34 protein-coding genes are annotated in these 21,830 nt (G+C 41.8%); 28 read left to right on the plus strand and 6 right to left on the minus strand.

The features are described 5' to 3' along the window. Nucleotides 1-338: 338 nt before the first annotated feature. From V7K42_RS17825 to V7K42_RS17850, 6 genes are all read left to right on the plus strand, one after another. The gene (locus tag V7K42_RS17825) at nucleotides 339-728 is read left to right on the plus strand and encodes a hypothetical protein (RefSeq protein ID WP_334918329.1); all 390 of its coding nucleotides are present in this window, start codon (nucleotides 339-341) and stop codon (nucleotides 726-728) included. A 49-nt stretch (nucleotides 729-777) separates the two neighbouring features. Next, nucleotides 778-1,332, plus strand: coding sequence for a 3'-5' exoribonuclease domain-containing protein (locus tag V7K42_RS17830; protein ID WP_334918331.1), 555 nt, complete (start codon nucleotides 778-780; stop codon nucleotides 1,330-1,332). Nucleotides 1,333-1,396: 64 nt separating this feature from the next. Next, nucleotides 1,397-1,906, plus strand: coding sequence for a hypothetical protein (locus V7K42_RS17835; RefSeq protein ID WP_334918333.1), 510 nt, complete (start codon nucleotides 1,397-1,399; stop codon nucleotides 1,904-1,906). Between the two features lie 3 nt (nucleotides 1,907-1,909). After that, complete coding sequence (locus V7K42_RS17840) at nucleotides 1,910-2,230, plus strand: hypothetical protein (protein WP_334918335.1); 321 nt, start codon at nucleotides 1,910-1,912, stop codon at nucleotides 2,228-2,230. 142 nt (nucleotides 2,231-2,372) lie between these two features. Further along, nucleotides 2,373-3,926, plus strand: coding sequence for a hypothetical protein (locus tag V7K42_RS17845; RefSeq protein ID WP_334918337.1), 1,554 nt, complete (start codon nucleotides 2,373-2,375; stop codon nucleotides 3,924-3,926). Further along, the gene (locus V7K42_RS17850) at nucleotides 3,904-4,107 is read left to right on the plus strand and encodes a hypothetical protein (protein WP_334918339.1); all 204 of its coding nucleotides are present in this window, start codon (nucleotides 3,904-3,906) and stop codon (nucleotides 4,105-4,107) included. Before V7K42_RS17845 ends, V7K42_RS17850 begins: the two co-directional genes overlap by 23 nt. Before the next feature lie 321 nt (nucleotides 4,108-4,428). On the opposite strand, the gene V7K42_RS17855 is transcribed toward V7K42_RS17850, so the two are convergent. Further along, nucleotides 4,429-4,635 (minus strand): hypothetical protein, encoded by a 207-nt coding sequence (locus V7K42_RS17855; RefSeq protein WP_334918341.1) that lies wholly within the window; start codon nucleotides 4,633-4,635, stop codon nucleotides 4,429-4,431. A 91-nt stretch (nucleotides 4,636-4,726) separates the two neighbouring features. Here V7K42_RS17855 and V7K42_RS17860 point away from each other — a divergent pair, with 91 nt between their 5' ends. Both V7K42_RS17860 and V7K42_RS17865 read left to right on the plus strand, forming a co-directional pair. Beyond that, complete coding sequence (locus V7K42_RS17860; RefSeq protein WP_334918343.1) at nucleotides 4,727-4,906, plus strand: hypothetical protein; 180 nt, start codon at nucleotides 4,727-4,729, stop codon at nucleotides 4,904-4,906. Nucleotides 4,907-4,930: 24 nt separating this feature from the next. After that, nucleotides 4,931-5,095: a hypothetical protein gene (locus V7K42_RS17865; protein ID WP_334918344.1), complete on the plus strand. Its 165-nt coding sequence runs from the start codon at nucleotides 4,931-4,933 to the stop codon at nucleotides 5,093-5,095. Nucleotides 5,096-5,117: 22 nt separating this feature from the next. Here the strand turns inward: V7K42_RS17865 and V7K42_RS17870 are convergent, their stop codons facing one another. Continuing rightward, nucleotides 5,118-5,336, minus strand: coding sequence for a hypothetical protein (locus V7K42_RS17870; RefSeq protein ID WP_334918346.1), 219 nt, complete (start codon nucleotides 5,334-5,336; stop codon nucleotides 5,118-5,120). 69 nt (nucleotides 5,337-5,405) lie between these two features. On the opposite strand from V7K42_RS17870, the gene V7K42_RS17875 reads away from it, so the two are divergent. From V7K42_RS17875 to V7K42_RS17900, 6 genes are all read left to right on the plus strand, one after another. Then, nucleotides 5,406-6,911, plus strand: a complete 1,506-nt coding sequence (locus V7K42_RS17875; RefSeq protein WP_334918348.1) for a phage portal protein family protein — start codon at nucleotides 5,406-5,408, stop codon at nucleotides 6,909-6,911. After that, entirely contained in the window at nucleotides 6,865-7,290 is a 426-nt protein-coding gene (locus V7K42_RS17880; RefSeq protein ID WP_334918350.1) for a hypothetical protein, read from the plus strand. Before V7K42_RS17875 ends, V7K42_RS17880 begins: the two co-directional genes overlap by 47 nt. A 95-nt stretch (nucleotides 7,291-7,385) precedes the next feature. Then, a complete protein-coding gene (locus V7K42_RS17885; protein ID WP_334918352.1) occupies nucleotides 7,386-7,685 on the plus strand; it encodes a hypothetical protein in 300 nt (99 codons plus the stop codon). Further along, complete coding sequence (locus tag V7K42_RS17890) at nucleotides 7,666-8,559, plus strand: hypothetical protein (protein ID WP_334918354.1); 894 nt, start codon at nucleotides 7,666-7,668, stop codon at nucleotides 8,557-8,559. The genes V7K42_RS17885 and V7K42_RS17890 overlap by 20 nt, the downstream gene beginning before the upstream one ends. Next, the gene (locus V7K42_RS17895; protein WP_334918356.1) at nucleotides 8,546-10,285 is read left to right on the plus strand and encodes a hypothetical protein; all 1,740 of its coding nucleotides are present in this window, start codon (nucleotides 8,546-8,548) and stop codon (nucleotides 10,283-10,285) included. The genes V7K42_RS17890 and V7K42_RS17895 overlap by 14 nt, the downstream gene beginning before the upstream one ends. After that, on the plus strand, nucleotides 10,282-11,757 hold the full coding sequence (locus V7K42_RS17900) for a hypothetical protein (RefSeq protein ID WP_334918358.1): 1,476 nt from the start codon (nucleotides 10,282-10,284) through the stop codon (nucleotides 11,755-11,757). The genes V7K42_RS17895 and V7K42_RS17900 overlap by 4 nt, the downstream gene beginning before the upstream one ends. On the opposite strand, the gene V7K42_RS17905 is transcribed toward V7K42_RS17900, so the two are convergent. Further along, complete coding sequence (locus V7K42_RS17905) at nucleotides 11,754-12,047, minus strand: KTSC domain-containing protein (RefSeq protein WP_334918360.1); 294 nt, start codon at nucleotides 12,045-12,047, stop codon at nucleotides 11,754-11,756. The genes V7K42_RS17900 and V7K42_RS17905 overlap by 4 nt on opposite strands. A gap of 153 nt (nucleotides 12,048-12,200) precedes the next feature. Between V7K42_RS17905 and V7K42_RS17910 the strand changes: the two genes are divergently transcribed. Together V7K42_RS17910 and V7K42_RS17915 are read left to right on the plus strand one after the other, a co-directional pair. Further along, the gene (locus tag V7K42_RS17910) at nucleotides 12,201-12,431 is read left to right on the plus strand and encodes a helix-turn-helix domain-containing protein (protein ID WP_334918362.1); all 231 of its coding nucleotides are present in this window, start codon (nucleotides 12,201-12,203) and stop codon (nucleotides 12,429-12,431) included. Then, a complete protein-coding gene (locus V7K42_RS17915) occupies nucleotides 12,428-12,682 on the plus strand; it encodes a hypothetical protein (protein WP_334918364.1) in 255 nt (84 codons plus the stop codon). Before V7K42_RS17910 ends, V7K42_RS17915 begins: the two co-directional genes overlap by 4 nt. Here the strand turns inward: V7K42_RS17915 and V7K42_RS17920 are convergent. After that, a complete protein-coding gene (locus V7K42_RS17920) occupies nucleotides 12,677-14,446 on the minus strand; it encodes a hypothetical protein (protein ID WP_334918366.1) in 1,770 nt (589 codons plus the stop codon). The genes V7K42_RS17915 and V7K42_RS17920 overlap by 6 nt on opposite strands. After that, nucleotides 14,446-14,685 (minus strand): helix-turn-helix domain-containing protein, encoded by a 240-nt coding sequence (locus tag V7K42_RS17925; protein ID WP_334918368.1) that lies wholly within the window; start codon nucleotides 14,683-14,685, stop codon nucleotides 14,446-14,448. Before V7K42_RS17925 ends, V7K42_RS17920 begins: the two co-directional genes overlap by 1 nt. 85 nt (nucleotides 14,686-14,770) lie before the next feature. Between V7K42_RS17925 and V7K42_RS17930 the strand changes: the two genes are divergently transcribed. Together V7K42_RS17930 and V7K42_RS17935 are read left to right on the plus strand one after the other, a co-directional pair. Further along, nucleotides 14,771-16,210: a hypothetical protein gene (locus V7K42_RS17930; RefSeq protein ID WP_334918370.1), complete on the plus strand. Its 1,440-nt coding sequence runs from the start codon at nucleotides 14,771-14,773 to the stop codon at nucleotides 16,208-16,210. Between the two features lie 28 nt (nucleotides 16,211-16,238). Beyond that, nucleotides 16,239-16,592: a hypothetical protein gene (locus tag V7K42_RS17935; RefSeq protein ID WP_334918372.1), complete on the plus strand. Its 354-nt coding sequence runs from the start codon at nucleotides 16,239-16,241 to the stop codon at nucleotides 16,590-16,592. 35 nt (nucleotides 16,593-16,627) lie between these two features. Here the strand turns inward: V7K42_RS17935 and V7K42_RS17940 are convergent, their stop codons facing one another. After that, the gene (locus tag V7K42_RS17940; protein WP_334918374.1) at nucleotides 16,628-16,990 is read right to left on the minus strand and encodes a four helix bundle protein; all 363 of its coding nucleotides are present in this window, start codon (nucleotides 16,988-16,990) and stop codon (nucleotides 16,628-16,630) included. An 88-nt stretch (nucleotides 16,991-17,078) separates the two neighbouring features. On the opposite strand from V7K42_RS17940, the gene V7K42_RS17945 reads away from it, so the two are divergent. Genes V7K42_RS17945 through V7K42_RS17990 form a run of 10 tightly spaced genes read left to right on the plus strand, consistent with a single transcriptional unit; the run spans nucleotide 17,079 to nucleotide 21,821 of the window. Continuing rightward, nucleotides 17,079-18,068: a hypothetical protein gene (locus V7K42_RS17945; RefSeq protein WP_334918376.1), complete on the plus strand. Its 990-nt coding sequence runs from the start codon at nucleotides 17,079-17,081 to the stop codon at nucleotides 18,066-18,068. Between the two features lie 8 nt (nucleotides 18,069-18,076). After that, nucleotides 18,077-18,370, plus strand: coding sequence for a hypothetical protein (locus tag V7K42_RS17950; RefSeq protein WP_334918378.1), 294 nt, complete (start codon nucleotides 18,077-18,079; stop codon nucleotides 18,368-18,370). Further along, entirely contained in the window at nucleotides 18,370-18,843 is a 474-nt protein-coding gene (locus V7K42_RS17955) for a gp436 family protein (RefSeq protein WP_334918380.1), read from the plus strand. The genes V7K42_RS17950 and V7K42_RS17955 overlap by 1 nt, the downstream gene beginning before the upstream one ends. Next, the gene (locus V7K42_RS17960) at nucleotides 18,843-19,001 is read left to right on the plus strand and encodes a hypothetical protein (RefSeq protein WP_334918382.1); all 159 of its coding nucleotides are present in this window, start codon (nucleotides 18,843-18,845) and stop codon (nucleotides 18,999-19,001) included. Before V7K42_RS17955 ends, V7K42_RS17960 begins: the two co-directional genes overlap by 1 nt. 9 nt (nucleotides 19,002-19,010) lie before the next feature. Beyond that, nucleotides 19,011-19,277, plus strand: coding sequence for a Gp49 family protein (locus V7K42_RS17965; RefSeq protein WP_334918384.1), 267 nt, complete (start codon nucleotides 19,011-19,013; stop codon nucleotides 19,275-19,277). Between the two features lie 20 nt (nucleotides 19,278-19,297). Continuing rightward, nucleotides 19,298-19,582 carry a hypothetical protein gene (locus V7K42_RS17970; RefSeq protein WP_334918386.1) on the plus strand — a complete coding sequence of 95 codons (285 nt, stop codon included), beginning with the start codon at nucleotides 19,298-19,300 and terminating at the stop codon, nucleotides 19,580-19,582. A gap of 6 nt (nucleotides 19,583-19,588) precedes the next feature. Beyond that, a complete protein-coding gene (locus V7K42_RS17975) occupies nucleotides 19,589-20,011 on the plus strand; it encodes a Gp37 family protein (RefSeq protein ID WP_334918388.1) in 423 nt (140 codons plus the stop codon). 3 nt (nucleotides 20,012-20,014) lie between these two features. Further along, nucleotides 20,015-20,830: a hypothetical protein gene (locus V7K42_RS17980; protein ID WP_334918390.1), complete on the plus strand. Its 816-nt coding sequence runs from the start codon at nucleotides 20,015-20,017 to the stop codon at nucleotides 20,828-20,830. Continuing rightward, on the plus strand, nucleotides 20,824-21,465 hold the full coding sequence (locus tag V7K42_RS17985; protein ID WP_334918392.1) for a hypothetical protein: 642 nt from the start codon (nucleotides 20,824-20,826) through the stop codon (nucleotides 21,463-21,465). The genes V7K42_RS17980 and V7K42_RS17985 overlap by 7 nt, the downstream gene beginning before the upstream one ends. After that, complete coding sequence (locus V7K42_RS17990; RefSeq protein WP_334918393.1) at nucleotides 21,462-21,821, plus strand: hypothetical protein; 360 nt, start codon at nucleotides 21,462-21,464, stop codon at nucleotides 21,819-21,821. Before V7K42_RS17985 ends, V7K42_RS17990 begins: the two co-directional genes overlap by 4 nt. Nucleotides 21,822-21,830 lie beyond the last annotated feature (9 nt).

The raw sequence follows: 21,830 nt of genomic DNA on the forward strand, positions 1-21,830 counted from the left end.
GGGCTTTCTACATTGTCAAACTTACTCTAAGCCATACCTGAAGAGGTTTTCTGCGATTCTGACGAATCGAAGAAAACCTCTCTAAGAGATTCAAGCATGGTCTTCCAGCGCTTCAATCTAATGGATTGGGTACGCGCAAGCAGAAGCATTCAGTTATTGTTCTTGTATGGGTAGGCGAAAACGGGTATATTCATCGAGAAGTTACCCTTGGATATTACGACTTTTCAAACAAAGAATGGTGCTTTTTAGAAGACAAATATTCTAACTATGCGGTCATTGCTTGGTGTAATTTACCGATACCTCCAGACTTGGATTCTGAAGAATAGGGGCGATCGCCTGTGATTAAATCTCAAGAGCGCATTAATTTCTCCCTCAAAAGCTTCCAATTCATAACAGGATTAACAAACGATCGCCCTGAGTCAGAACGATTTACTCTCAGGGATTTTATTGATGCGCGATCGCGTGCTGTTGAGTTGCATCAAATGAAGGGGTATTTTCGTGTCGTCAATTCAAAATATACAAAAAGTAATTTGATTGAGTTTTTTTGCAACCTTCCGGCATCGGATCGCAAATTCTTGCTTGAGAAAATACCTGACATGATTATTGCCCTACCATCAGACTGCAATAATTTTAAGGTTTTGCGTCCTGAGGCGATCGCTTTCCGATATGCAAATTTTGGCGGGAAAACTGTAGAATATGATGTTTATTTTTTGAAAGCTATCAACTGACGTAGAAAACAAATTGCTTAATTCAGAAGATATATTTAGCAGGTGAAGTATGCGTTACTGGTTTGACACAGAGTTTATTGAAGATGGACGCACAATAGATCTCATCTCTATTGGTATTGTTGCTCAAGATGGGCGTGAATATTATGCGGTTAATTGGAACTGTGAATTAGAAAAAGCTAGTGGTTGGGTAAAAGAAAATGTTATTTCTCAGTTGCCGCCGCGCAATGATCCTGCATGGAAAACGAAAGACGCGATCGCTTTTGATGTAATGGGATTTTTGAAGAACGAAAAGGAAGAGGCGCTTCATCGCCATACCTTTGAATCCTTAAAAAACCTAAAAATTGAAGGAAAACCAGAAATCTGGGCATACTACGCAGACTATGATTGGGTTTGCTTCTGCCAACTTTTTGGAACCATGATGGACTTGCCGAAAGGATTCCCGATGTACTGTCGAGATATCAAGCAATGGAGTAATTATCTAGGGAATCCAGAGCTACCAATTCAAGGCGAGGGCGAACACAACGCTCTCGCTGATGCAAAATGGAATAAAACTGCTTGGGAGTTTTTAGATGAATACGAAACCAAGGTGCTGTACTGGTTCTAGAGTTGATTAGGTGCGATACCTACGGTGGAAGGGTAAACTAGAGGGAAACTAGCAGAGGAATTTTGTGGCAAGGCGATCGCGCTGGGAACACCTAAAAAATGAAGTCATCAATTTTTACAAGGAAGGTAAAACGCCGCGAGAACTTTACCCAATGTATCCTAATGTCCCCCCAAGAACCATCCGTGATTGGTGCGACTCGTTTTCCCCCCGCAATCCCCCCAAATCCCCCCAAGATTCCCCTGACATCAAAACTATTGCACCAGAAGACGTTCAAATTATCTCCCCGGAGTCACCAAGCAAGCTGATAGCTCTTGATGGTGGTGAGCGTTTATCAGATATGGCATTAGCTAGAAATGCTCTTAGAGATGCTGTCAAGAATCCCACTAAGCCAGGGGCAGCTATTAAAATACAAGCATCATTTGGGTTAATGAGGTTAACTCAACTTCGCGCTGAACTTCCACGTCACATTGTTGATGAAACAGAGATGACGGGTGTAGAAGAAGAACGCGATCGCCTCAAAGAAATTTCACTAGAAGAATTGCAACAACAGTACAAAGATGCGGTGAGTGGTTAAGCTATGCCGATTGTTGAACAATGGAGGCGCAATTTATGGAATCAAAGGGCTTCAACTAAGTCAGGTATTCCACTGGAGAGGTTAAATCAAATTTCTTATAGTACCTATTTTGCTTTAAAAAATAAAGATATAGATACCATTGAAGAACTTCTAGATTTAGTAGACGAAATAATAGCAACAGGCGATCGCCTTGGTATTACTCAAGCGCAACTCAAAGAAATTGCTTACGCTTTAGAAAATAATGGATACGTACATCAAGTTAATGGATTAAGATACAGGTATCTGAAAAACAAAATCGGACTTTTGTTAAAACAGCAAGGTTGAAAGATGAAACTTATAGGCAGTACATCAGTGCATCTAGAAAAACACCTGGCGTTACCGCTCTAACGCAGTCATCAATAAATCTACTTTTGCAAATTAAAGATGCTTTTATTAATAATTCTATGGATTGATTCATGTTTAAACTATGGAATCGATAGAACTAAGACAGGAAATTATTAGGCGTATCAACCTAGTTAAATCCATTGGTAACGACACAAGGAAGCAAGCGATCGCCATTGAGTACTGTTCTAAAGATATTATCACTTGGGTAAATGATTGGGTATGGACGTATGATCCGCGCATCAAACCCTCAATCGTACCTTTTGGGCTGTTTCCTCGCCAAGTTGAATATTTGCAATGGCGACAACAAAGGCGATCGCTTAATGAAAATGGTATTACAGCTAAGAGTCGAGACATGGGAATTACTTGGCTTAATGTGGTTTCTCAGGTATGGTGGTGGATGTTTGAAAATGGTTATAAAGGGTCATTTGGTAGCAGGAAGCAGGATCTAGTAGACAGAATCGGTGATTTAGATTCAATTATGGAGAAAGCGCGTTTTTTGCTGCGTAATTTACCAAAATGGATGCTACCCCAAGATTTTGACTGGGGTAAACACGACAACTTTATGAAATTAATCAACCCTAGTAACGGCTCGACTATAACAACAGAAGCGGGAGATTCGATCGGACGCGGAGGGCGCAGTAGTGTATACGATCTTGACGAAGCCGGCTTCATAATGCGTCCGGCAAAAGTTGAGGCCGCTTTGTCTAACAACACCAATGTCATTTTCTATACTTCCTCGGCTAACGGCATTGGGAACCCATTCTATAAAAAGTGGATGACTTACCCTGAACAGTGTAAATTTTACTTTCATTGGAAATCAGACCCGCGCAAGAGCGATCGCTGGTACAACGAAATGAAGGCAAGGTTTGACCCCGTGATTGTTGCTAGCGAGATAGACATTGATTTTGGCGCATCTGTAGAGGGTGTGTTCATCCCCGCCAAATGGGTACAAGCAGCGATCGCCATTGACCTCCCCCAATCCAAAATACCCACAGCTGGTTTAGATGTTGCCACCACTGGTAAAAATCAAAGCGTATTCACTGTGCGTCATGGGCCAGTCGTCGCAAGTCCGATCGCTTGGCGCAATTTAAACACAGCCGAGTCAGCCTACAAGGTTCGAGATTTGATGATATCCCTTAATCTACCTCACCTTAACTTTGATAGTGATGGCTTGGGCGAAGGTGTAGACGCAACTCTTAGCTTGATTGAAGATTTGGAATTTACCTTTACTGCGGTACATGGTGCATCTCGCCCTAGCGATCGCGAGTGGGATGGTGAATCGCGCACTAGTGCTGAAAAGTTTGCAAATAAACGTGCTGAACTCTGGGGATTAATGCGCGATCGCTTCCGCAAAACTTATGACCATGTAAATAACATTACCCAACACCCCCTAGAAGAACTCATCTCAATTCCTAATAACTCCACGCTAATAGCTCAACTGTCACAACCACTTGGTAAGCGCACCAGCACAGGGAAAATCTTGATTGAGAGCAAGGAAGATATGCGACGGCGTGGGGTAGACAGTCCAGACTACGCTGATAGCTTATCCTTGACAATGGAAGAATACGAGGTTGGAGATTTTGGGTTTAGCGTTGGCGGGGAAAGAGAGATTTATGGGGCAATATCGGGGTATTAGTAATTTGTTTGCAAGGTATCAATGGTTTCGCTATTGGCGTGCAGGTATATGGCATCAAATTGAAGTTGGTAGATTTGGTGCAACAGGATTGTATTGGATTACTGATGACGAATTATTGAATTATTTCAATTACTTCAAACACTATCCTAAAATATTGAAAACAGAAAAATGGCTTGGATAGGGGATAAAACCGTAAAACGATTGCACACAAACAAATTAAGTTTGGACAATACGGCTAATTGTATTTATGGTTTTGATAATAAGACTTTTTATATTATCGGTTTGCTTCTAAATTGATAATATGGATTGAAGCGATCGCCCCTGTATCCAGTGGGAGGATATTGACGGGCAGTCATTCTCGCCTTAGTAAACGTATTCGATTGAACGTTTGCCAAGGAACGTGGTATGCCGTTCGACTCGGCAACGCAGGGCGATCGTCAACTATCAAAAACAAAAAAGCCGTGACTTATCAAAGCCACGGCTCAATTGATTCTCAAACCGACTATTCAACAACCGCATTGGCGACTGACTCCTTCATCCAATCGGGCACATAATCGTCAGCAACCGCGTTGGCGATCGCCTCCTTTTCCCAATCAGGCACATGGGTATCATCTTGATACTTGCTGCCAATCCGGTCAGCTTCAGCAAACAATTCAGCCAATTCAGCGAGGCTCAAGTCTTGGTAGTTGTCAACGGTTGTAGCGGTCATAATCGGCGGCTCCTTGGTGGGTGATATCTCTATTATATTTGGTATACCACGGATTGTCCATAGTATACTAAGGAAAATAGAAAAATATTTTATGTCGCCAAACAGAGACGAAAAAGGTAGATTTATTGATAAGCCGAACTCTTTAGCAGATTCCCCTATCTGCACAAAATTTCCTGTAGAAATTGATCGAGTGTTGCGATCGCTTCCTAATCGTAGTGAGTACGTAAGGGACGCGGTGATAGCTCAACTGATCCGCGATGGGTTGGCTTAAGTCGAAAGGATATCGGCGATCGCTATGACTAAGTTGCTTGTATTTTGCTTTTTGGTAGTATTTTTTATTGCTGCGCGGAAATATATTGATCGCAAACTGGAGGTTTATTTTGCCAAACAGGTAGAAGAGGAAGAAAGATTGCAGGGTGAATGGTTTGACAATTATCAGAATAATTTAATTGACGATTAAGCAAGGTTGCGATCGCTAATTACTAAATCAACACTTCATAATCAGGCGTGCCAATACCCAGATCCGCATCAGTCACCGCACCGCGATCGCCATTAATCGCCTTTTGTACTAAACTTAACATCAATCGCACCTTAGCAACATCTGGGGCGATCGCCTTTCGCGGAAAAATCAAACTAGCACTTTTCAGGCTCTCTTGCCCAATCTGGTATTCCCGTAAATTCTGAAATAGCCTTGCAAGCATAGATAAAGGTATTCGATAATATCTCTGTTGTAACGAGTATAATTTCTATCAAGCTTCCAGCAATCGCCAATGCCCTTATCTGCAAAACTCACCGACGAAATCGCATCAGCCCAATCTGACCCCAGATATTATCTATTTAACGGGTTTGGCAATATCACTACGCCTGATGATACGTTACTTTACCAACTTGCGGGCGATGCTGACCAGTACGACTTGATACTCAAAGATGCCCATGCAAAAGCTGTACTTGAGGCACGCGATCGCAATGTGGTTTGCCGTGAATGGAAAGTAAAGCCCGCGTCAGAGAGCAAGATTGATAAAAAAGCAGCTGATATAGTCACTGACGTTTTGGAAGGCATGACTTATAACCCATCCTTGGCGGGAAGTGATGACTTAGGCTTTGATTTTGATCAGTTCTGCTCAGACTTAAATTCTTACCCACTACTTCGGGGAAATGGATTCCTCGAATTGAAGTGGAATATTGACGGCAAGACAACCTATATAGAAGATGTTACTCCAAAACCCAATCATCGGTTTAGATTTGCGTTGCCCCAAGATAAAAAATCCAATTCAATTGGCTATTACCGAGGTTACGAAATCAGGATACTTTCTCAAGGGGATATGTTTACTGGTGATACAGTCCCCCCTAGGCGTATACTTTGCCACAGCTACGGAAGACGTAATGATAATCCGTGGGGTATTGGCTTAGGGCGGGTATTGTACTGGCTAGCAGTAGTATTCAAAAAAGAACTTATCAAACAGCGCCTCATCTACCTGGATAAATACGCCCAACCTACACTACTTGGCAAAGCTGGCGAGAAAGCAACAGAAGCACAGCGTCAAGAATTTACGAATTTACTGGCGAAAATACTCAGAGGCGGATACGGCACACTTCCCCAAGGATGGGAGGCTGCATTTTTAGAAGCCCAACGCAGTAGCACCACCGATGTTTACCAGATGGCCATAGACTGGTGCAATTCTGAAATGAGTAAACTAGTCCTTGGTGAAACCCTATCGCTTGAACTTCCTGCCAATACTGGTTCTCGTGCTGCCGCTCAAACGCACCAAGACGGCAGCACAATATATTTGGCGAAATTTGATAGCGATCGCATCTCCACTGGACCATTAAGGCAATTATCGCGGTGGATAACTTTTTTAAATGAACCTGATGCTAAACCGCCGATGATTTGGCGCAATTTCCCAGAATTGGAAGAATCAGAAGACCTCAACGCCAGAGTTAACCGGGACAATACCCTTAATACTATCGGGTATAAAATTAAGCCTGATGCTGTCAAGGAAGTTTATGGTGATATTTACGAGGATGCTGCATCGACAGCAGCAGAACAAGAGAAACAGCGAGCGGATAGCGGGGCTTTTGATGTAGGATTTGATGAAGGAAGAAGGAAGAAGTTCGGGGGAAGAAGGGATGATTCTAGCCTTCTTCCCTCTTCCCCCGAACTTCTTCCTTCTTATGAAGAAAGGAAAGCGATCGCATTCAAGAAACGTTTAGAAAAGGCAGGTATTAATCATGGATTTGTCAGAAATATTACTAGAAGCTATGCAAAGGCAAGATAACAAGGCAGAGTCATTAAATTACAACGACTTAACACAAAAATATATTTTGCAGTTAGGGCAAAATCACCCTCAATTTTTTCAAGCAATTGAACATTGGCGGCATGGAAATATTACTTGGGAGCAAGCAACCTACGCCATAATTATCGCTCTTGCTAAGGCTAATGTTAGTACCTCTGAAGCTTATTTAAAAGTACTTGAGAGGTCCGCTTTGCCAATCTTTGTTGGCAATTCTGAATCACAGAATTTAGAAGTTGAACCTATAAAACTTGATGATGAATCTCAATTTTTTAGAAAAGCTATTGATTTTTGTGACGATGAGCTACGCAGACAAGGTATGTCTTCCCTGACTTTAGACAGCAATGATAACAAACAACATTGATTTTAAAAGAGCGATACCTGTGGTGCGCCTATCGGCGATCGCCTTTCAGAAGCGGTTACAGCGAACTGAAATTAATGGGAGAAATATAGCTTAATATGCCATTACCTAAATTTGTTTTAGATACTACTGGAATTAAAATATATGGATATCCTACCCTAAAACAATTGGAGGAAATTTTAGGATGGGTTAGACAAAGATATTCAAACATTTATGACAATCTTCCAATTATAACTGGTTTGCAAGATCCTTTCGAGAGGGGGCTAATAGAATTTCTCTACGATCAGGAAAAAGGGGTTTCCAATCCCACCAAAGACTATTTCCCGGGATGCAATCGACAAGAAGTAGAAAACCGATTGCGACAACTAAAAGAACAAAATGCTAGCCAACAGTCTTGATTTCAAAAGGGCGATCGCCCAACAGTTCGACCCTGATACCGACTACTCCCAGTTTGATGAAGCTGAGATAGATGGGGCGTTTGAAGCGACTGTATATCAACTTTTAATGGAGCGCCAACACCCGATCTCCAGCACCCGATCCCTAGACTTTGGCTCAATCATCCATCAAGTCATCAAGTGGAACAATTTTGACATTGGACTAGAATATCGCCCTGGTGAGGTTCGCTTTCCTGGTCGTCGCAATTCTCGGAAGTTGCGATCGGGTTACGGACATATAAGGGGTTATCGAGATAATACAGGAGAAGCCCCTGATGTCTATCTTGCGCCCGCTTTTTTCGATGGTGGCAGACCAAGCGATCGCCTATTCAAAGTAGACCAACTATCTCCAGAAGATGGGGACTACGATGAACCAAAGTACATGGCTGGTTTTGATTTAGAAGAAGAGGCAAAATCCGCTTACTTGCGTGAGATGCCCCCGGATTACTTTGGTGGTATCAAAGAAGTCGATTTAAATGAGTTGAGTCAATATCGTAAATCTTCGCCCCAAGATTTCAGTGAGCAACTGTCAGATATTAAAGAAACATTATCAGAATTTTTTACATTAATACCCCCTAGTCCCAATTTTTCGGAAGAAGCAATTACCAAAGTAGTAGAAGAGGCGATCGCCCCTCACATTCAAAGGCTTGACTCACTCCTTGCCAAACTAGAATTTGGTGAACCAATCCAAATTGAAGGTGAAATATTGGAGGATGAGGAATTTGCTCAAATCGCCTCTACCGATCCTAAAGACATCCAAGTAGCAGTAGACGACTGGGAAGATAAAGTTAGTGATAATGTTAAAAATTTAATTGGTGCTGAAGATGGCGATCGCTGAATTATTCCTAGGTTTATACAACCATATTCAAAAGCTAGAGTTTTCGGAAACCAATGACTGGGAGTTGGGGGCGATCGCTTCTCTATTCCCTCTCAATTTTGATGAGGCGGGAAACCAGATTAAAGAAATCCTCGAATCTACCTACACCGATGGGATTACGGGATTGGAAGATGTTGAAAATGATGGATCTTCAATAACTGGAGTATTTCTTGACCAAGTTTCACCCACTATTACCAAGCGCTATCAATTTACAATTACCCCAGATAACATCAGCTATAAACTAAAAAATCCCAGTGATTTAGATGATGCTGATTTTACAGAATTAGAGTTTGCCGCATCTAAAATGTTTGGTGGTAGTAAGAAGAAAAAGAATTGTGTTAATAGTACTTCTTGCGGGTTCTCATGTATCAAGAAAGGACTGCAATGCAGGAAAGAACCAACTCTAGATCAGAAACAAGCTATTGCTTCTTTAATTGCTAAAAGTAGTAATAAAACAAAGGCCACTACACCTAAATCTAATACCAAAAAAACAACTACTTCAAAAAATGATGTCTCTGATACAGAAAAAGCGAAAACGCCTATTGGTGTATCAGTGACGAAGAATTATAGAGATCGACAAGGCGAAAAGATATCGGTTACTAATACTGAAAATGGTGGAATGGTTTTCAAGAAAGCAAATGGTGATATAGCTGCGACTCTTGACAAAGAATATATATCAAAAGTCGCGGAGGGAATTAAATATACAGCAGAAGTAGGGAGAGATACCTCAATAGATAAATTTTATAGCAAAGAAGGAGAGAGGTATATCCAAGCAAAAATCCGCCCAGCTAATGATGATCATTCTGGATATGTGGATATCAGGATAGGTGCTGATACGTCCAGAGAGACTGGCGAGAAAGGAGTACGAATAGCTTACAAAACAGCGCAGAAAATATTTTCAGACAAAATCACCGCTCTTTCGGTTAGTGATATTCCTGACACGGAAAAGGAAAAAATAGCGTTAAAAGCTGATCAAACACAAGATTCAGGCGATGCTCCAAACTCCGATAAACGCATACATTCAATTAGAACTACCAAAGATTTTGAAGATGCCGCACTTTACGCTTACAGCAAATTAGCAGATAAGCATGACAATCTTGTGCCAATACACGAAATTCGCGAATCGTTAGGTGAGACTGTATCTAGAGATAAATTTGATGAATACATGAAAGATATGCAAGCTAATGATTTACTGCAATTCAAGGGTGGTAGCCTAGCATCGGGTAATAGAGAAAAACTACAAGATAGCTTGCAAACACCAGGCAGTGGATTAAGAACTTATGCAACTCTAGAAATTAGTAAAGATGACCTAGAAAAAAAACTTGCTGGCAAAACTGAAAAAATTTCTAAACTTTTAGATAACCCCCCTTCATTAGATCGAATGGGGACTGCAAGAGTTTTGCAAAAAGGAGCAAAAATTAAAGATGAATCAGACTTTACCAAGAATGCTGATATTGCTTACAAAAGGTTGAACGACGAATTCAAATATGACAACTTAGTACCTATAGAAAAAATTCGGGAAGCACTAGGCGATCGCGTTTCTGCTACAGATTTCGATAAATACGTTGCTAAATTGGTTGAAAATGATAAATACCAACCAATGGAGGCAACTAACCCAACACCATCGGAAGAAAAAAACGGTTATAAAACTCAATTTGGTACAAAACATTACTTGAAAAAGCTTTGATATTTGACTTTGCTACTGCCACCCAAAATCCCCAATATCAATGGGAACCGCAATCGCGCCGTTACCGCGATCGCCTCTCCGGTAAATTTTTATCAAAACAAGCGATCGCCTCTCTCACCCAACTCAGGATCATCCAAGTAAACCAAGATTTACAGCAATTAGGTGATTTACTTCTCAACGGTAAAATCACTTTAAGAGGTTGGCAAGAGCAATTTGCCCAAAGTATCAAAATTCTCCACACTCAGCAATATTTATTAGGTGTCGGGGGACAAGCGCAAGTACAAAAAGAAGATTACTTGGCGATCGCCCGTGAGCTTAAAAATCAATACAAATATCTGCGGAACTTTGCCGTTGACCTAACAAACGGTGTGATGACACCCGCTCAATTTAAAATACGTGCCAGAATGTACGCCAAAGCCGCCAAAGTATCATATTTTCGTGGGGAGAAACAAGCGGCAAAGCGATCGGGCTTGGATGGGGCGTATAGGGTGTTGGGTGAAAGCGATTATCACTGCAAGCAGTGCCCTCAGTACGCTGCTATGGGTGTTCTCCCAATTGATGAGGTAATTTATCCTACACAGAGGTGTGATTGTCGTACAGGATGTTTGTGTAATCTTGTTTATGTAAGACTGGCAGATGTTGTTGAAAATTCAGAATTTGAAACTTTTGTAGAATTTGCTGAATACATAATCGACAAACAAGGACGTTGGCGAGATCCTCATACTGGGAAATTTATTCCCATGCCCGACATCAAAAACTCCGACATTCAGCAATACGTTGCAAACCAAATACAGGGGGGAAAATCAACAGAGGCGCAAAGATTACTAGAAGATGTCAGCAAGCTAAAGCTACTGAATTTATCAACCTCTAACGCCTACAATGCGACTGTTGAACAATTAAAAAGAAAATACAAAAATAAGCCCTTTGCCCTCTCCCTAGTCTCTGCATTGCAACTTGATAGAGGGGTGTCGAATAAACTAAATGCATCACAAAAGCTGCAAGAATTAGAAAAACTATTAATAGCTAATACTCAAACTGCCAAATCACCAACATTGAAATATAAACTTAATGATACAGAACTATCCCCAATTAAAGTTTCGCCAGATGATGAGCTAGAAAAGCTCAAGAACAGAACGCTTGCGCCCACTGACAAAGCAGCGTTAGATGCTGTTTTAAAATACCGTGAATCAGTCGGTGAATTAAATTCAATCATTGAGGAAGCTGGCATTGGCAACATAACTGATGCTGACTACGATCGCCTCTACGAACAAAAAGAGAAGACTTGGAAGGCAATGAAAGATTCCCTTGATGCAACGCACGATTTAAAAAATGATTACCTATCTGAGCCAATACTTGATGAATATATGGAAACTATGCGTAAAGTTTCCCGCGAGTCTCCAGGTGGTTATAAAATTGTCTTGCCTTCTACTATTGACCAAATCAAAGAGAAGGCAAAAGCTACCCCTTGCTAGTTATCTGCAACTATCAGGCGATCGCCAAGGGAGGCTTCTAAGACTGCCATCAAGAAATTCTGTACTCGCGACGATTCTATTCGTGTAAACTGATATGCATTGCGGATTGATTGGAACTGAGTGCCTACAGACTCAGCGCTTGCAAGCTGCTCAAACACTTCTCGACTGACACCAGAGTAATCATAGGCTGAACCGCTACGAAAAATAACCCGCAGGGTATTTTCAGAGAATGCAACCAAACGAATCGCGGTAGAGTTGACTAGTTGAACTTCAAACAGTGATTGAGACATAATAAAGATCCTCATGAATATTGTGGGTAGAGAAGCGCTTTAGTTGTCCAGACGGAAGCGCTTCTCTATATCTCTTAATATAAACGTTTATTTTATACTTGTCAACTGGCTACTTTGCAGTTATATTGAAGAAGTAGCAAGAGGCGAAAATCAGTGAAGGTTCGGAAAATCGAACGCAAAGAAATTGAGCTTCCCTTGCTCTCGGAGGCGATCGCGACTGCCATCAAAAAATCTGGGTTATCTGTAACGCAGGTGTGCGATGCAGTAGGTATCAGCCGCACTTACTGGTATAAGGTCGTCAACAATAAAGAAGAGGCGATCGCTCTTGAGACGCTGCGGAAGATTGAGCAAGTTTTAAATGTAGATTTAGGAGTAGATTTATGAGAAGCTTTTACTGCAATTATTTGGGCGATCGCATTGAAGTTGTTTTTTCCTTAATTCAGAATGGTAGATGGTGGTATCACCATAATTCTGGTCAAAAGTTAGGGGTGGAGTTTGACTATCCTAATCCTGAAAATGATGATGAAATCAGGATCGGCATGGACGACCTTGAGGACATGGACGAAGAAGTGAGATCCATGTTGTTTCAAACCTTGAAAATGGATGCACCAGAATTCAATCTATCCTACTCATAACGTTCCCGCCACTTTATCTACTAGCGGTTTTAAATTGTAAAATAGATTGCGCCTATAATTGCTCCGTGCAATATCTTGCAAAGCTTTTATCGAGTTGTCGCCATGCTGGGACTCCAGCTCTTCAACAGCCTGCCTAGCATTGAGTTTATGAATTTCAGCATTCATCTTCGGGCGTGATTTTGAATAATCTTGGCTTTCTTGGCTGCCTTTGTCGAAGTGAAGGTAGCCATTACTTTTTTCGTAAATCGATATTGCTTGCTGCTCTGTTAAAGACGCTAAATCCTTGGCTTCTTGTAATTTGGCGAATTTGTCTTTAATCTGTTGGTCAACAGAACCCTTGTCGCGCAATACCTGTTTACTATTTTTAGCTTTAATTCTTAACTCTTTAGCATCACTTTCCAATTGGAATTTAGCATTTTTAGCCGCCTCTTTGGTATCAAAATCAACAGTTGGGAATTTGACATTTAATTTAATAGCTTTAGCCTTGGACTCGGTGTCGCCTGCAACATGCTCCCACTCTTTAATATCAGACTCAATATTAACAAAGCTACGATGTTCATCTAAGGCTTTTTGTACTTTGTCTTGTGTTTTTTTGATGGTAGCGCGATCGCCTCTAATTTTAGCTAATTCTGCCTCTTGAACGGGGCTCAATCCTTTATTTTTCACCATTGACCCCGACTTGTTAGGGGTAGCGTACTTAGCCTCACCTTGATTTAATTGTTCTATTTGAGAATTGTGGAGATTGATTTCACCCAACAATTTATCTTCATAAGCTTTAGGATCGGCGCGGCGCGAGGAAAGTTCTTTCAATTCAGTTTCTAATTTAGGAACTTTAGCGGTGTTGGCGCTAACGATTTCGCTGACTTTGTCCCTGATCTTTTGCCTAACAAACGCATCATCATCTCCATCTAGCTTGTAATAATGCAGGTGCGTTGCCGTGTCATCGCCTGAGTGCGCTCCATCCATCAATTCAATAAATTGAGTATTACGCCCATGTTTTTCGCTATTCCAGTATTCTGGAATCACCTGCATTTCAATATCGCCAGTGCTGGGATTGCGAAAAAATCTTACCGAGTTAGGTTTGACCTTGCCATTCTCGTCTACGTATACATTGTTGTAAATATGATGGTGCTCAATTCCATCACTCAGAGATTTTTTAACCTCAGTTCCAGCAGTATCAAGATAATCATTTGGGTTTTTGGTAGATTCCCCACCTGTGACCATAGAGATTGAACGCAGCATCAAATCAAGAGATATCACCTCCTCTCCTGCCTCTTTCAATTTCTTTACGGTAGGAGCGCCAAACACCGAGGCATAACGAGGTATTGAGTTGCCTTCTTTATCTTTATCGTGAGCAGTATCTTCAAATACAAATTGCTGTCGTTCCTTGTACAGCGCCTCCATTACCTTGGTGCGAACTTCCGCTACATCTAAATCTGGGTCTTTGACCAACTCTCCGTCATCTTTCAAAGACTCTCTAACACGTTTGAGTCGATTTGGATTTAGTCCATTTTTCTGTAATTCTGTCGCTTCATCTTCAAGAAGACTTCGCCTAACTCTGCCATTGAGGTGATACTCTAAATCGTTAACTGCGTTCTGGGCTTCTTGCAGCCTTAAAAGGTTAGAATCAGAGCTTGATTTTAACTGTCTTAAATCTTCGGTAATCTCGCCAAGTCGAGTACGTTGATTTTGAATATTAGCTTTTTGAGCAGTAATGTGAAGTCCCGCTAATTCCGCTAAATCTTGTTCATGAAGGCAGGGCATTAAATTTCAGGAAATAACTCATCTTCGCTCATTTCTAACACACAAGCGATCGCCTTCCGTGCAGCAGGCCACGGCTTGGAATGTCCTGATTCAAATTTACTAATAAAAATACTACTAATATTATGCCCAGACTGAATTAGCATCACCGCAAGTTCAGACTGAGTTAAGTTTTTTTGCATTCTTATACGCTTAAGAGTCGCAGAAGGCGGGTACTCAGTCAATTTAGACACTGCAAGCATAGGATGATGGTAGGAAGGCAAGCCTTACCAAGATAGCGTGTTTTATCTTATTTTAAGCAAAACTCTAAACTAAAATTTGGTAAAATTGGCAACCCCTAACTTGTATGAAGTAGAAATATTCCTCGCAGGATCGCGCCCAGCATCAAACGGCGTGATGACCACAATTACCCCTGCCAATTTACAAGAAGTTGTTGACACTTACAATCCCCAATCCTTCCGCGCCCCACTAATAGTTAGTCAAGAAATTGGGCACGACATAGGGAGTTATACGGACAAGACAGTATCTAAAGCTAAAGAGTTGTGCCACGGCATTCCTGTCAACTTGAGACGAGCAGGCGATCGCCTCTACGCGGGATTTGAAAAAGTATCGCGTGATTTTGCCCAATGGGTGCGTGATAAACAAATCCACTCTGTAAGCTCCAGTTTTTACCTTCCCAATAGCCCAAATAACCCTTACCCAGGTAAGTGGAGCTTGCGCCATATTGCAGGATTGGGCGCAACCCCACCGGCTTGCAAAGGATTAGCCCCACCACCAGAACCGCCATCCGATTGGGAGGAGTTCGACCCTTATGCAATCAGCTTTGACGAAAGAGAAGAAGGAGTAATCAACTTTGGTATGTACGTAGGTGTAAGTTCCCCTTGGGCGATCGCTGCTGATTTGTTCCAGCGATACCGCGAGTATTTGATCGAAAAAGAAGATGTGGAAACAGCCGATCGCGTTCTTCCTACTGAGCAGATTAATGCTCTGCGGGATATGGCGGCATCCGATGTCTTGAAAAACAATCAAATAATGCAGTTGCAGATGCAGGTAGCGCAATTGCAATCAGATGCAACGGATGAAGATGAGGATGAGGAGGGCAACAGTTCTGATTGGGCAGAAGGTATGGACTACAAATCGTTGATGAAGAAAATGAAGATGTCAGTGGGTGATGTTGCCACGGCTTCAGGGCTAAGTGAAATCGAAATCAATGGGATTATTGGCGGGAATAAGCCAACCCCCAAACAGAAAAAAGCACTTGATAGCGTGCTGATGGAGGGAGCTTCAACAGATATGAGTGAGGAATTAGAGCAAAAAGCTGCTGACTTGACGGCTCGTGAAGAGGCGATCGCCAACCGCGAACGCGCTCTAGAATACCGTGAAGTGCAAAGCTTCGTAGAAGGATTGGTAGGTGAAGGGAAAGTAAAAGCTGTAAAACGTGAAGATACCATCACCCTACTACTGAATACTCCAAACACCACCGAAGTTGAATTTAGTCAATCAACTGGGAAGAAAACCCCGCGCCAAGCGTTGATGGCTGAATTTAGCGATCGCCCTGTATGGAATTTCAATGGCACAATTGTCCGCGATGAGTCCGATCCTGTAAACCCTGAATTTAGTGAAGGAGTGCGAAGTCTTCCCGGTGCAACAAGCGAATCAGTGCAGCAGCATCAAGCAGTGGTGGGATGGTGCGTGAAAAATAGCAAAGATCCAACTATTGTGGCCAACTACTCAGAAGCAATGCTGGCATTAAGGATTCTGTATTAGTTATCTGATGACCAATGATCAATGACCAATGACTAAACAACAAATCTCAACTCGTGTCGCTACCGTAGTCCCCGCAGCTGATATTACAGCCAAGCGGGGGGTGACTTTTGATGAAGCTCAAGCTGGGGCAAACGCCATAATTATGGGCGTGGCAGACGAAAATATTAAAGCTAATTACGCTGGACGTGTTGTCCTTGGCGAGAGCGCGATCGCCGAAGCAGGTGCGGCAATCGATGGTACAGAAACCCGCCTTATGACCGACTCTCAGGGACGGGTTATTCCGTGGACAACAGGAATGAATGTTGCCGCCCGACTTAAAAAAGGGCAGTTAGCAACCGCCGCCGGACAATTTGTAGAAATTTATATATTTGCCAAGAGCTAAGGAAGGAGGAAGAGGGAAGTAGGAAGAAGGATGAGTTAATTGTTTTGTAGTTTTTGGAGGGTAGATACCAGAATGCGCTGTAAATCGTCCACGTCTTTCATGACAGAAGTAAATAATTCAGAGCTATTTAGCCCAGTTAACCCTACTTCTTTGGCGATGATTAGCTGTGTATCTAATTCTCTTAAACTACCCAAAGCAATTTGTAAAAACCTGATATATTCTGCTTTACTTACCCGTCCGTATCCTTCTGCAATATTTGATGGCACAGAAACCGCAGATCGCCTGATCTGGCTAGTTAAACCATACAATTCGGAGTGAGGAAAATGTTTGGTTAATTGATAACAAGAAACAGAAAGTTGAACTCCACGTTTCCAGATGAACTGTTCTCTATGACTCATGATGTTTGAAGGAAGAAGTTAGAAGTTATTTCTAATTTTATTATCCTTCTTCCCTCTTCCTACTTCCCTCTTTCTTAATCAATAGAATATGCCTACCTCGTTATACGAAGCCCGATTAGGTATAAATATGCCCTTGACGCAATTAGCGCAAGGCTATATTCAACCCGAATATGTGATGAAACTTTTATACCCGCTAGCAGAAGTTAACACTTACGGCGGTCAAATTGTTTCGTTTGATGATTCTGCTTACGAAGAAATTGACGACAACCGCGCTGATGGTACGGACTACCCAGAGATTGAAGATACCTTCTTCGGTAGGCCATTCCAATTAAAAACCAAAGGCATCAAATATAAACTTCCTGATAAAAAGCGTGATGAGATGGCAAACCTCAGAATTAATTGGGGTGATATGGCAGCCAAGGCGGTAATGAGTCGTGCTGGTTTGATGCATGAAATTCAAGCAGCAGTACGAGCAACTACGGTTGCTAACTACGCCACAACTAACCGCGTTACTCTATCCTCCGGTTCCCAATTAAATGAAGCATCTGTAGATCCAGACCCCGTAATTCGCGCGGCTAAAAGTGCCGTAAGTGGGCAAATTGGAGTCGATCCTAATGTTGGGCTTTTTGGGCAAACGGCATTTGATGCTTTTGCTACCAAATTTGCCCGTAACTTTACATCAACCGCCCCGAACGGAGTAATCCCCCAACTAACTGAAGATGCTTTGGCAAATATCTTGGGATTGTCTCGCGTGCGAGTTGTAAAAGCTTTGCGAAGAGTTGCAGGGGTGCGGACTCGGATTATGGATAAAGATATTATTCTTGGCTATACCAATCCTGCGGCACTAAATGGCGATCGCCTTCCCTACCGTCCAGATGGCGTAATCAACATCATGCAGCCCGGCTTTGGCTATACTTATGTATTTCGCAATCACCCGTTAATGTACGATCCAGGGCGAAATGAGGAAAAAGGTTACACCTTTTACAAACTGGATTTTGACCGTGAGATAGTGAATACCGGAGTTGATGACTCTGGGCTAATTATTTCAGGATATTTAATTAAAAATGCAGTTGCGTAGGGGTCAAAGTGGCAAAATCACAAGTCAAAAAATTAACTCTTGTCAAGGTCATTTTAGGCCCTGTTCAATTCAATGGGGAAACATTTGAGGATGGAGAAACCTTTGAGGGAGATGCCAAGGCGATCGCCCCTTTAATTGAAGCGGCTGTGGTCGTCGTAGCCAGTAGTTCGCAAGAACCGCTATCGCTTGATTCAGGAGGACAGGACGCGCCACCATCTCCAACTGAATTACAGAACGAGCAAGAGACCTTACCTCAATCTTTAATAGATGAGAAGGCTGAAACACTGAAGAAATTAAAATAATGCCTTATGCAACTGTTGAGGAATTTGAAGAAGAGGTCGGTCTTCAAGAAACGGTTGAATTGACTAATCTTGATGACCCATCTGCTACTACGGTAAATAGCGATCGCTTAAACAAGGCTTTACTTGCAGCAAGTGGCGAAATAAACTCTTATCTTGCTACTCGCTATCAGATTCCCGTCGATCCAGTCCCAAGTATTTTGAAAAGCTATTGCATTGATATTGCTTGGTATAGATTGGCTCAAAATAATGCACCAGAGGCGTTCGCTAAACGATATGATAACGCGATCGCCCGGTTGAAAGATATTGAAAAGGGGGTGATGCAGCTGGTTTTAGATGACGGTACTTTGTTTTTACAAAGACCAGTCACAAATCAATTGATTGACGATCGCGGCCAGTTGCTAAACGATTGGACTGCTTCTTATATTCCAGGCGGTGAGGCGGTGTTTACTGAAGATAGATTGAGGTTGTATTGATGTCAGAGAATGAAGAGCCACTTTCTCTTACTCATTTAAGAGAATCAGAATTTAAACTTCAAAGAGAACAGGAAGCAAATCCTAATAGAGCTAGTGCAATCGCATTGACCCATATTCAAACAGCTATTCTGTGGTTAGAAAAAGCGTTAAAAACCTGAGCTAAAATTATGCCTACTGAAAACAAGATAACCCAAGAGCAAATTGACACTCTTTTGGATAATGCTCAAACTCAAGAACATGTTTTTTGGGATAAGGAATTATTAGTTAGCTACAGGCTAGAATCTGGCTTTACCGTGACAGGACGTGGCGCATGTGTAGATCCTGCTAATTTTGATTTAGAAATTGGTAGAAGAGTTGCTAGAGAAGATGCGGCAAATCAACTTTGGGTGTTAGAAGGGTATCGATTGCAATTGTCTCTTGCGGGTACTTTGTAAACTTTCGTACTCATTGAAATATGCAACCAAATAATGAAGAGATTATCAAAGAGATTGCTGGTGCTGAACAATACTTAAGGAAATTGTTAAAAAGATTGTTGGCGTTAAATGCTACTCTACAAACCCTATCAAGTGTTGTTCAAGCATTAGAAACGATCAATCGTTCCTATAACGATTCGCCCCAACTTATATCTGGCTATATAGGACACAGTTATTCGCCTAATCAAGAGCTTTCAGCTTCAATTCTTGAGCAAATTAGAAAAACTATTCATACTGCAATAAACGAGGGTGGTGCTGGAAATTAATAACTGATGCTGACTCAAATCAAAAGCGCGATCGCCTTACACCTTCAACCCCTATCCGACAGAGCCAAAATAATCGCTGATGATACAGATGGTGAGGCAGGCTCCAAATCCCAAGTTCGGGCTGATTACACGATTCGCATTGGCTACGGTAGTACAACCTTTACCCCGCCATCTACGACCGAAACAGTTGGATTACAGCAAGGCGATCGCACTTTCCAGATATCAATTGAAGTCAAGGATTTTCGTAATGAGGATAAAACCGTTCAATTGTTGGAGGACGTAGAAAACTTATTAATGGGGTTTCACCCATGCGTCAAAGGTGTAATCGGTGAAATTTATTTGGAAAGCGATCGCTTCATGAAAAGCGATCAAGGAATTTATTTTTACATTGTTAATGTTAGTGTCCCTTGCATAATTGTAAAAAGGTAACTTATGGGTAATGTTCAATATGGGTTAAGAACTTTTTCCCGGTTTGGCGTTTCAAGGTATGCCACTATAGATACTGAAACAGTTAAAATTCCTATGCCAATCATTACCACTCCTGGTACTTTAGGGATTAAGTTAAATGAAAATTTGCAAAAACTTAAAGGCAAGAATTGTCAAGGTCAAACGGTGACGGAGTTAGCCTATATTGATGGACTAGATCCAGAAATAAGTATTGTTTGTGCCGAAGCCGCTCCAGAATTTGACACATTTATTCATGGGCGATTATTAGAGTCTGCGACTAGCTACGTAGATGGATTTACATATTTTGAGCTAGACGCAACTAAAACGACGTTTCCAGCTAGAGTTGCGGGAGAGTATGGCTATTCGGTAACAGCACAAACAGCAGAACCGAATACAGAAATTTATTATATAGACCCTGTAACTAAGCTTTCTAAAGTAATTTCAATTGTTGCAGCAGATCCAGCAGACGACGAAATGATGATTGGACAACATCTTGCTATTACTTTAAGTGCTGAATTAGCCACAACTGGAGCCAAAATAGAAGGATGGGTTCCCTGCCCCATTCCGGTTGCAACGTTGATTACAGCTAAACTATTGGGACTTGTTGAAATCAAAGCAATGGGTGTTGATTTTAACAACAAAGTTGCAGGTTTTAGAGCAAGATACTGCTCTAGAATCCCTGGCGGCGATATTAATGAAAAGCCAGAAAGACAAGCTAACTTTAATATCACCCCAGACGCTAATGATGGGACTGGATTAGGTTTTCAAATGTTCTACGCCAACTTAGATGTAGTGTGCTAGATTTTTGGCGGCTTGATGCGGTTGATGATTTCTTCCTTGTCGCGGCCCCAACTCTTGCCACAGCGACAACAATCCGCGCCTACCACCTAGAATTACTATCTAGAGTTCGGAGTCTCTCTCACCACCACTTAATAGAATCTGATGCTGTGTTGTTCCCAAATTTTGCCCAATACTACCAGAAGTTAGGCGATCGCCTGTCCCCAAATTTTGACACCTCTAAAATTCAACGCGAGTCAAGACACAGCTTTTTTATTGCGGCCGAACCAAGAGGAAATTTTTGGATATCTGGGCTTGAGCTATTGATGGGTTTTGATTACGAGGAAGGAAGAGGGAAGAGGGAAGAGGGAAAAAGTAAAGGTTCTAGCCTCCTTCCTTCTTCCTCCTTACTTCTTCCTTCTACAGGTGATTTCAATCTTGATGTCTTAGCTGAATTATTGATGCTGCCAAATTCCGCGCCAATCCAATGGTTAGCTCAGGAGCGATCGCCTGCTCAACTTGCTGCGTTAACCAAACAAGTGGGCGATCGCTTAAGGGGTCAAGTTGCAATTGATGAGTTGCAAAGAGAGCGAGATTTACAACTTTTTGAGCAGCAACAAGGAGTTGAACAACTCAAAAAAGCGGGTTTTAGTTTATGACGAATCCTGGTTTTATCCAATTAATGGGAGGTGTTGATTCAAGCGGAAGGACTAAGGCCTTATTAGTTAGTGAAGAGGGCAAGATTCTATCAGAGAAGAGTGAAGATAGTACAGATCCCAATATCTCTAGCATTGAAAGAGTACCCGAGATCAAAAAGGTCAGCGATCAAAATGTAATTTCTGGTGGAAAAAAAATGGTTTTCATTGCCAATATTGGAGCGGCTGACGGATTGTTACTTGGTACTGAATTTTTACCAGGCGACTCAATATCTTTAGAGGCGACAGGGAACGACACCATAGCTGAAATTTCCTATAATGCTACAAACACGATTTTTATGATTGTTACACTGACTTAAGAGTAATTA

This window comes from Nostoc sp., from assembly GCF_036917455.1.
GTDB lineage: Bacteria > Cyanobacteriota > Cyanobacteriia > Cyanobacteriales > Nostocaceae > Nostoc.

Excerpts from the sequence above, each read along its gene's own strand:
- V7K42_RS17830 (WP_334918331.1), top strand. The coding sequence starts at position 778 with ATGCGTTACTGGTTTGACACAGAGTTTATTGAAGATGGACGCACAATA.
- V7K42_RS17840 (WP_334918335.1), top strand. The coding sequence starts at position 1,910 with ATGCCGATTGTTGAACAATGGAGGCGCAATTTATGGAATCAAAGGGCT.
- V7K42_RS17845 (WP_334918337.1), top strand. The coding sequence starts at position 2,373 with ATGGAATCGATAGAACTAAGACAGGAAATTATTAGGCGTATCAACCTA.
- V7K42_RS17850 (WP_334918339.1), top strand. The coding sequence starts at position 3,904 with ATGGGGCAATATCGGGGTATTAGTAATTTGTTTGCAAGGTATCAATGG.
- V7K42_RS17855 (WP_334918341.1), bottom strand. The coding sequence starts at position 4,635 with ATGACCGCTACAACCGTTGACAACTACCAAGACTTGAGCCTCGCTGAA.
- V7K42_RS17860 (WP_334918343.1), top strand. The coding sequence starts at position 4,727 with ATGTCGCCAAACAGAGACGAAAAAGGTAGATTTATTGATAAGCCGAAC.
- V7K42_RS17865 (WP_334918344.1), top strand. The coding sequence starts at position 4,931 with ATGACTAAGTTGCTTGTATTTTGCTTTTTGGTAGTATTTTTTATTGCT.
- V7K42_RS17870 (WP_334918346.1), bottom strand. The coding sequence starts at position 5,336 with ATGCTTGCAAGGCTATTTCAGAATTTACGGGAATACCAGATTGGGCAA.
- V7K42_RS17875 (WP_334918348.1), top strand. The coding sequence starts at position 5,406 with ATGCCCTTATCTGCAAAACTCACCGACGAAATCGCATCAGCCCAATCT.
- V7K42_RS17880 (WP_334918350.1), top strand. The coding sequence starts at position 6,865 with ATGGATTTGTCAGAAATATTACTAGAAGCTATGCAAAGGCAAGATAAC.
- V7K42_RS17885 (WP_334918352.1), top strand. The coding sequence starts at position 7,386 with ATGCCATTACCTAAATTTGTTTTAGATACTACTGGAATTAAAATATAT.
- V7K42_RS17890 (WP_334918354.1), top strand. The coding sequence starts at position 7,666 with ATGCTAGCCAACAGTCTTGATTTCAAAAGGGCGATCGCCCAACAGTTC.
- V7K42_RS17895 (WP_334918356.1), top strand. The coding sequence starts at position 8,546 with ATGGCGATCGCTGAATTATTCCTAGGTTTATACAACCATATTCAAAAG.
- V7K42_RS17905 (WP_334918360.1), bottom strand. The coding sequence starts at position 12,047 with ATGTCTCAATCACTGTTTGAAGTTCAACTAGTCAACTCTACCGCGATT.
- V7K42_RS17915 (WP_334918364.1), top strand. The coding sequence starts at position 12,428 with ATGAGAAGCTTTTACTGCAATTATTTGGGCGATCGCATTGAAGTTGTT.
- V7K42_RS17920 (WP_334918366.1), bottom strand. The coding sequence starts at position 14,446 with ATGCCCTGCCTTCATGAACAAGATTTAGCGGAATTAGCGGGACTTCAC.
- V7K42_RS17925 (WP_334918368.1), bottom strand. The coding sequence starts at position 14,685 with ATGCTTGCAGTGTCTAAATTGACTGAGTACCCGCCTTCTGCGACTCTT.
- V7K42_RS17935 (WP_334918372.1), top strand. The coding sequence starts at position 16,239 with ATGACTAAACAACAAATCTCAACTCGTGTCGCTACCGTAGTCCCCGCA.
- V7K42_RS17940 (WP_334918374.1), bottom strand. The coding sequence starts at position 16,990 with ATGAGTCATAGAGAACAGTTCATCTGGAAACGTGGAGTTCAACTTTCT.
- V7K42_RS17945 (WP_334918376.1), top strand. The coding sequence starts at position 17,079 with ATGCCTACCTCGTTATACGAAGCCCGATTAGGTATAAATATGCCCTTG.
- V7K42_RS17955 (WP_334918380.1), top strand. The coding sequence starts at position 18,370 with ATGCCTTATGCAACTGTTGAGGAATTTGAAGAAGAGGTCGGTCTTCAA.
- V7K42_RS17960 (WP_334918382.1), top strand. The coding sequence starts at position 18,843 with ATGTCAGAGAATGAAGAGCCACTTTCTCTTACTCATTTAAGAGAATCA.
- V7K42_RS17965 (WP_334918384.1), top strand. The coding sequence starts at position 19,011 with ATGCCTACTGAAAACAAGATAACCCAAGAGCAAATTGACACTCTTTTG.
- V7K42_RS17970 (WP_334918386.1), top strand. The coding sequence starts at position 19,298 with ATGCAACCAAATAATGAAGAGATTATCAAAGAGATTGCTGGTGCTGAA.
- V7K42_RS17975 (WP_334918388.1), top strand. The coding sequence starts at position 19,589 with ATGCTGACTCAAATCAAAAGCGCGATCGCCTTACACCTTCAACCCCTA.
- V7K42_RS17980 (WP_334918390.1), top strand. The coding sequence starts at position 20,015 with ATGGGTAATGTTCAATATGGGTTAAGAACTTTTTCCCGGTTTGGCGTT.
- V7K42_RS17990 (WP_334918393.1), top strand. The coding sequence starts at position 21,462 with ATGACGAATCCTGGTTTTATCCAATTAATGGGAGGTGTTGATTCAAGC.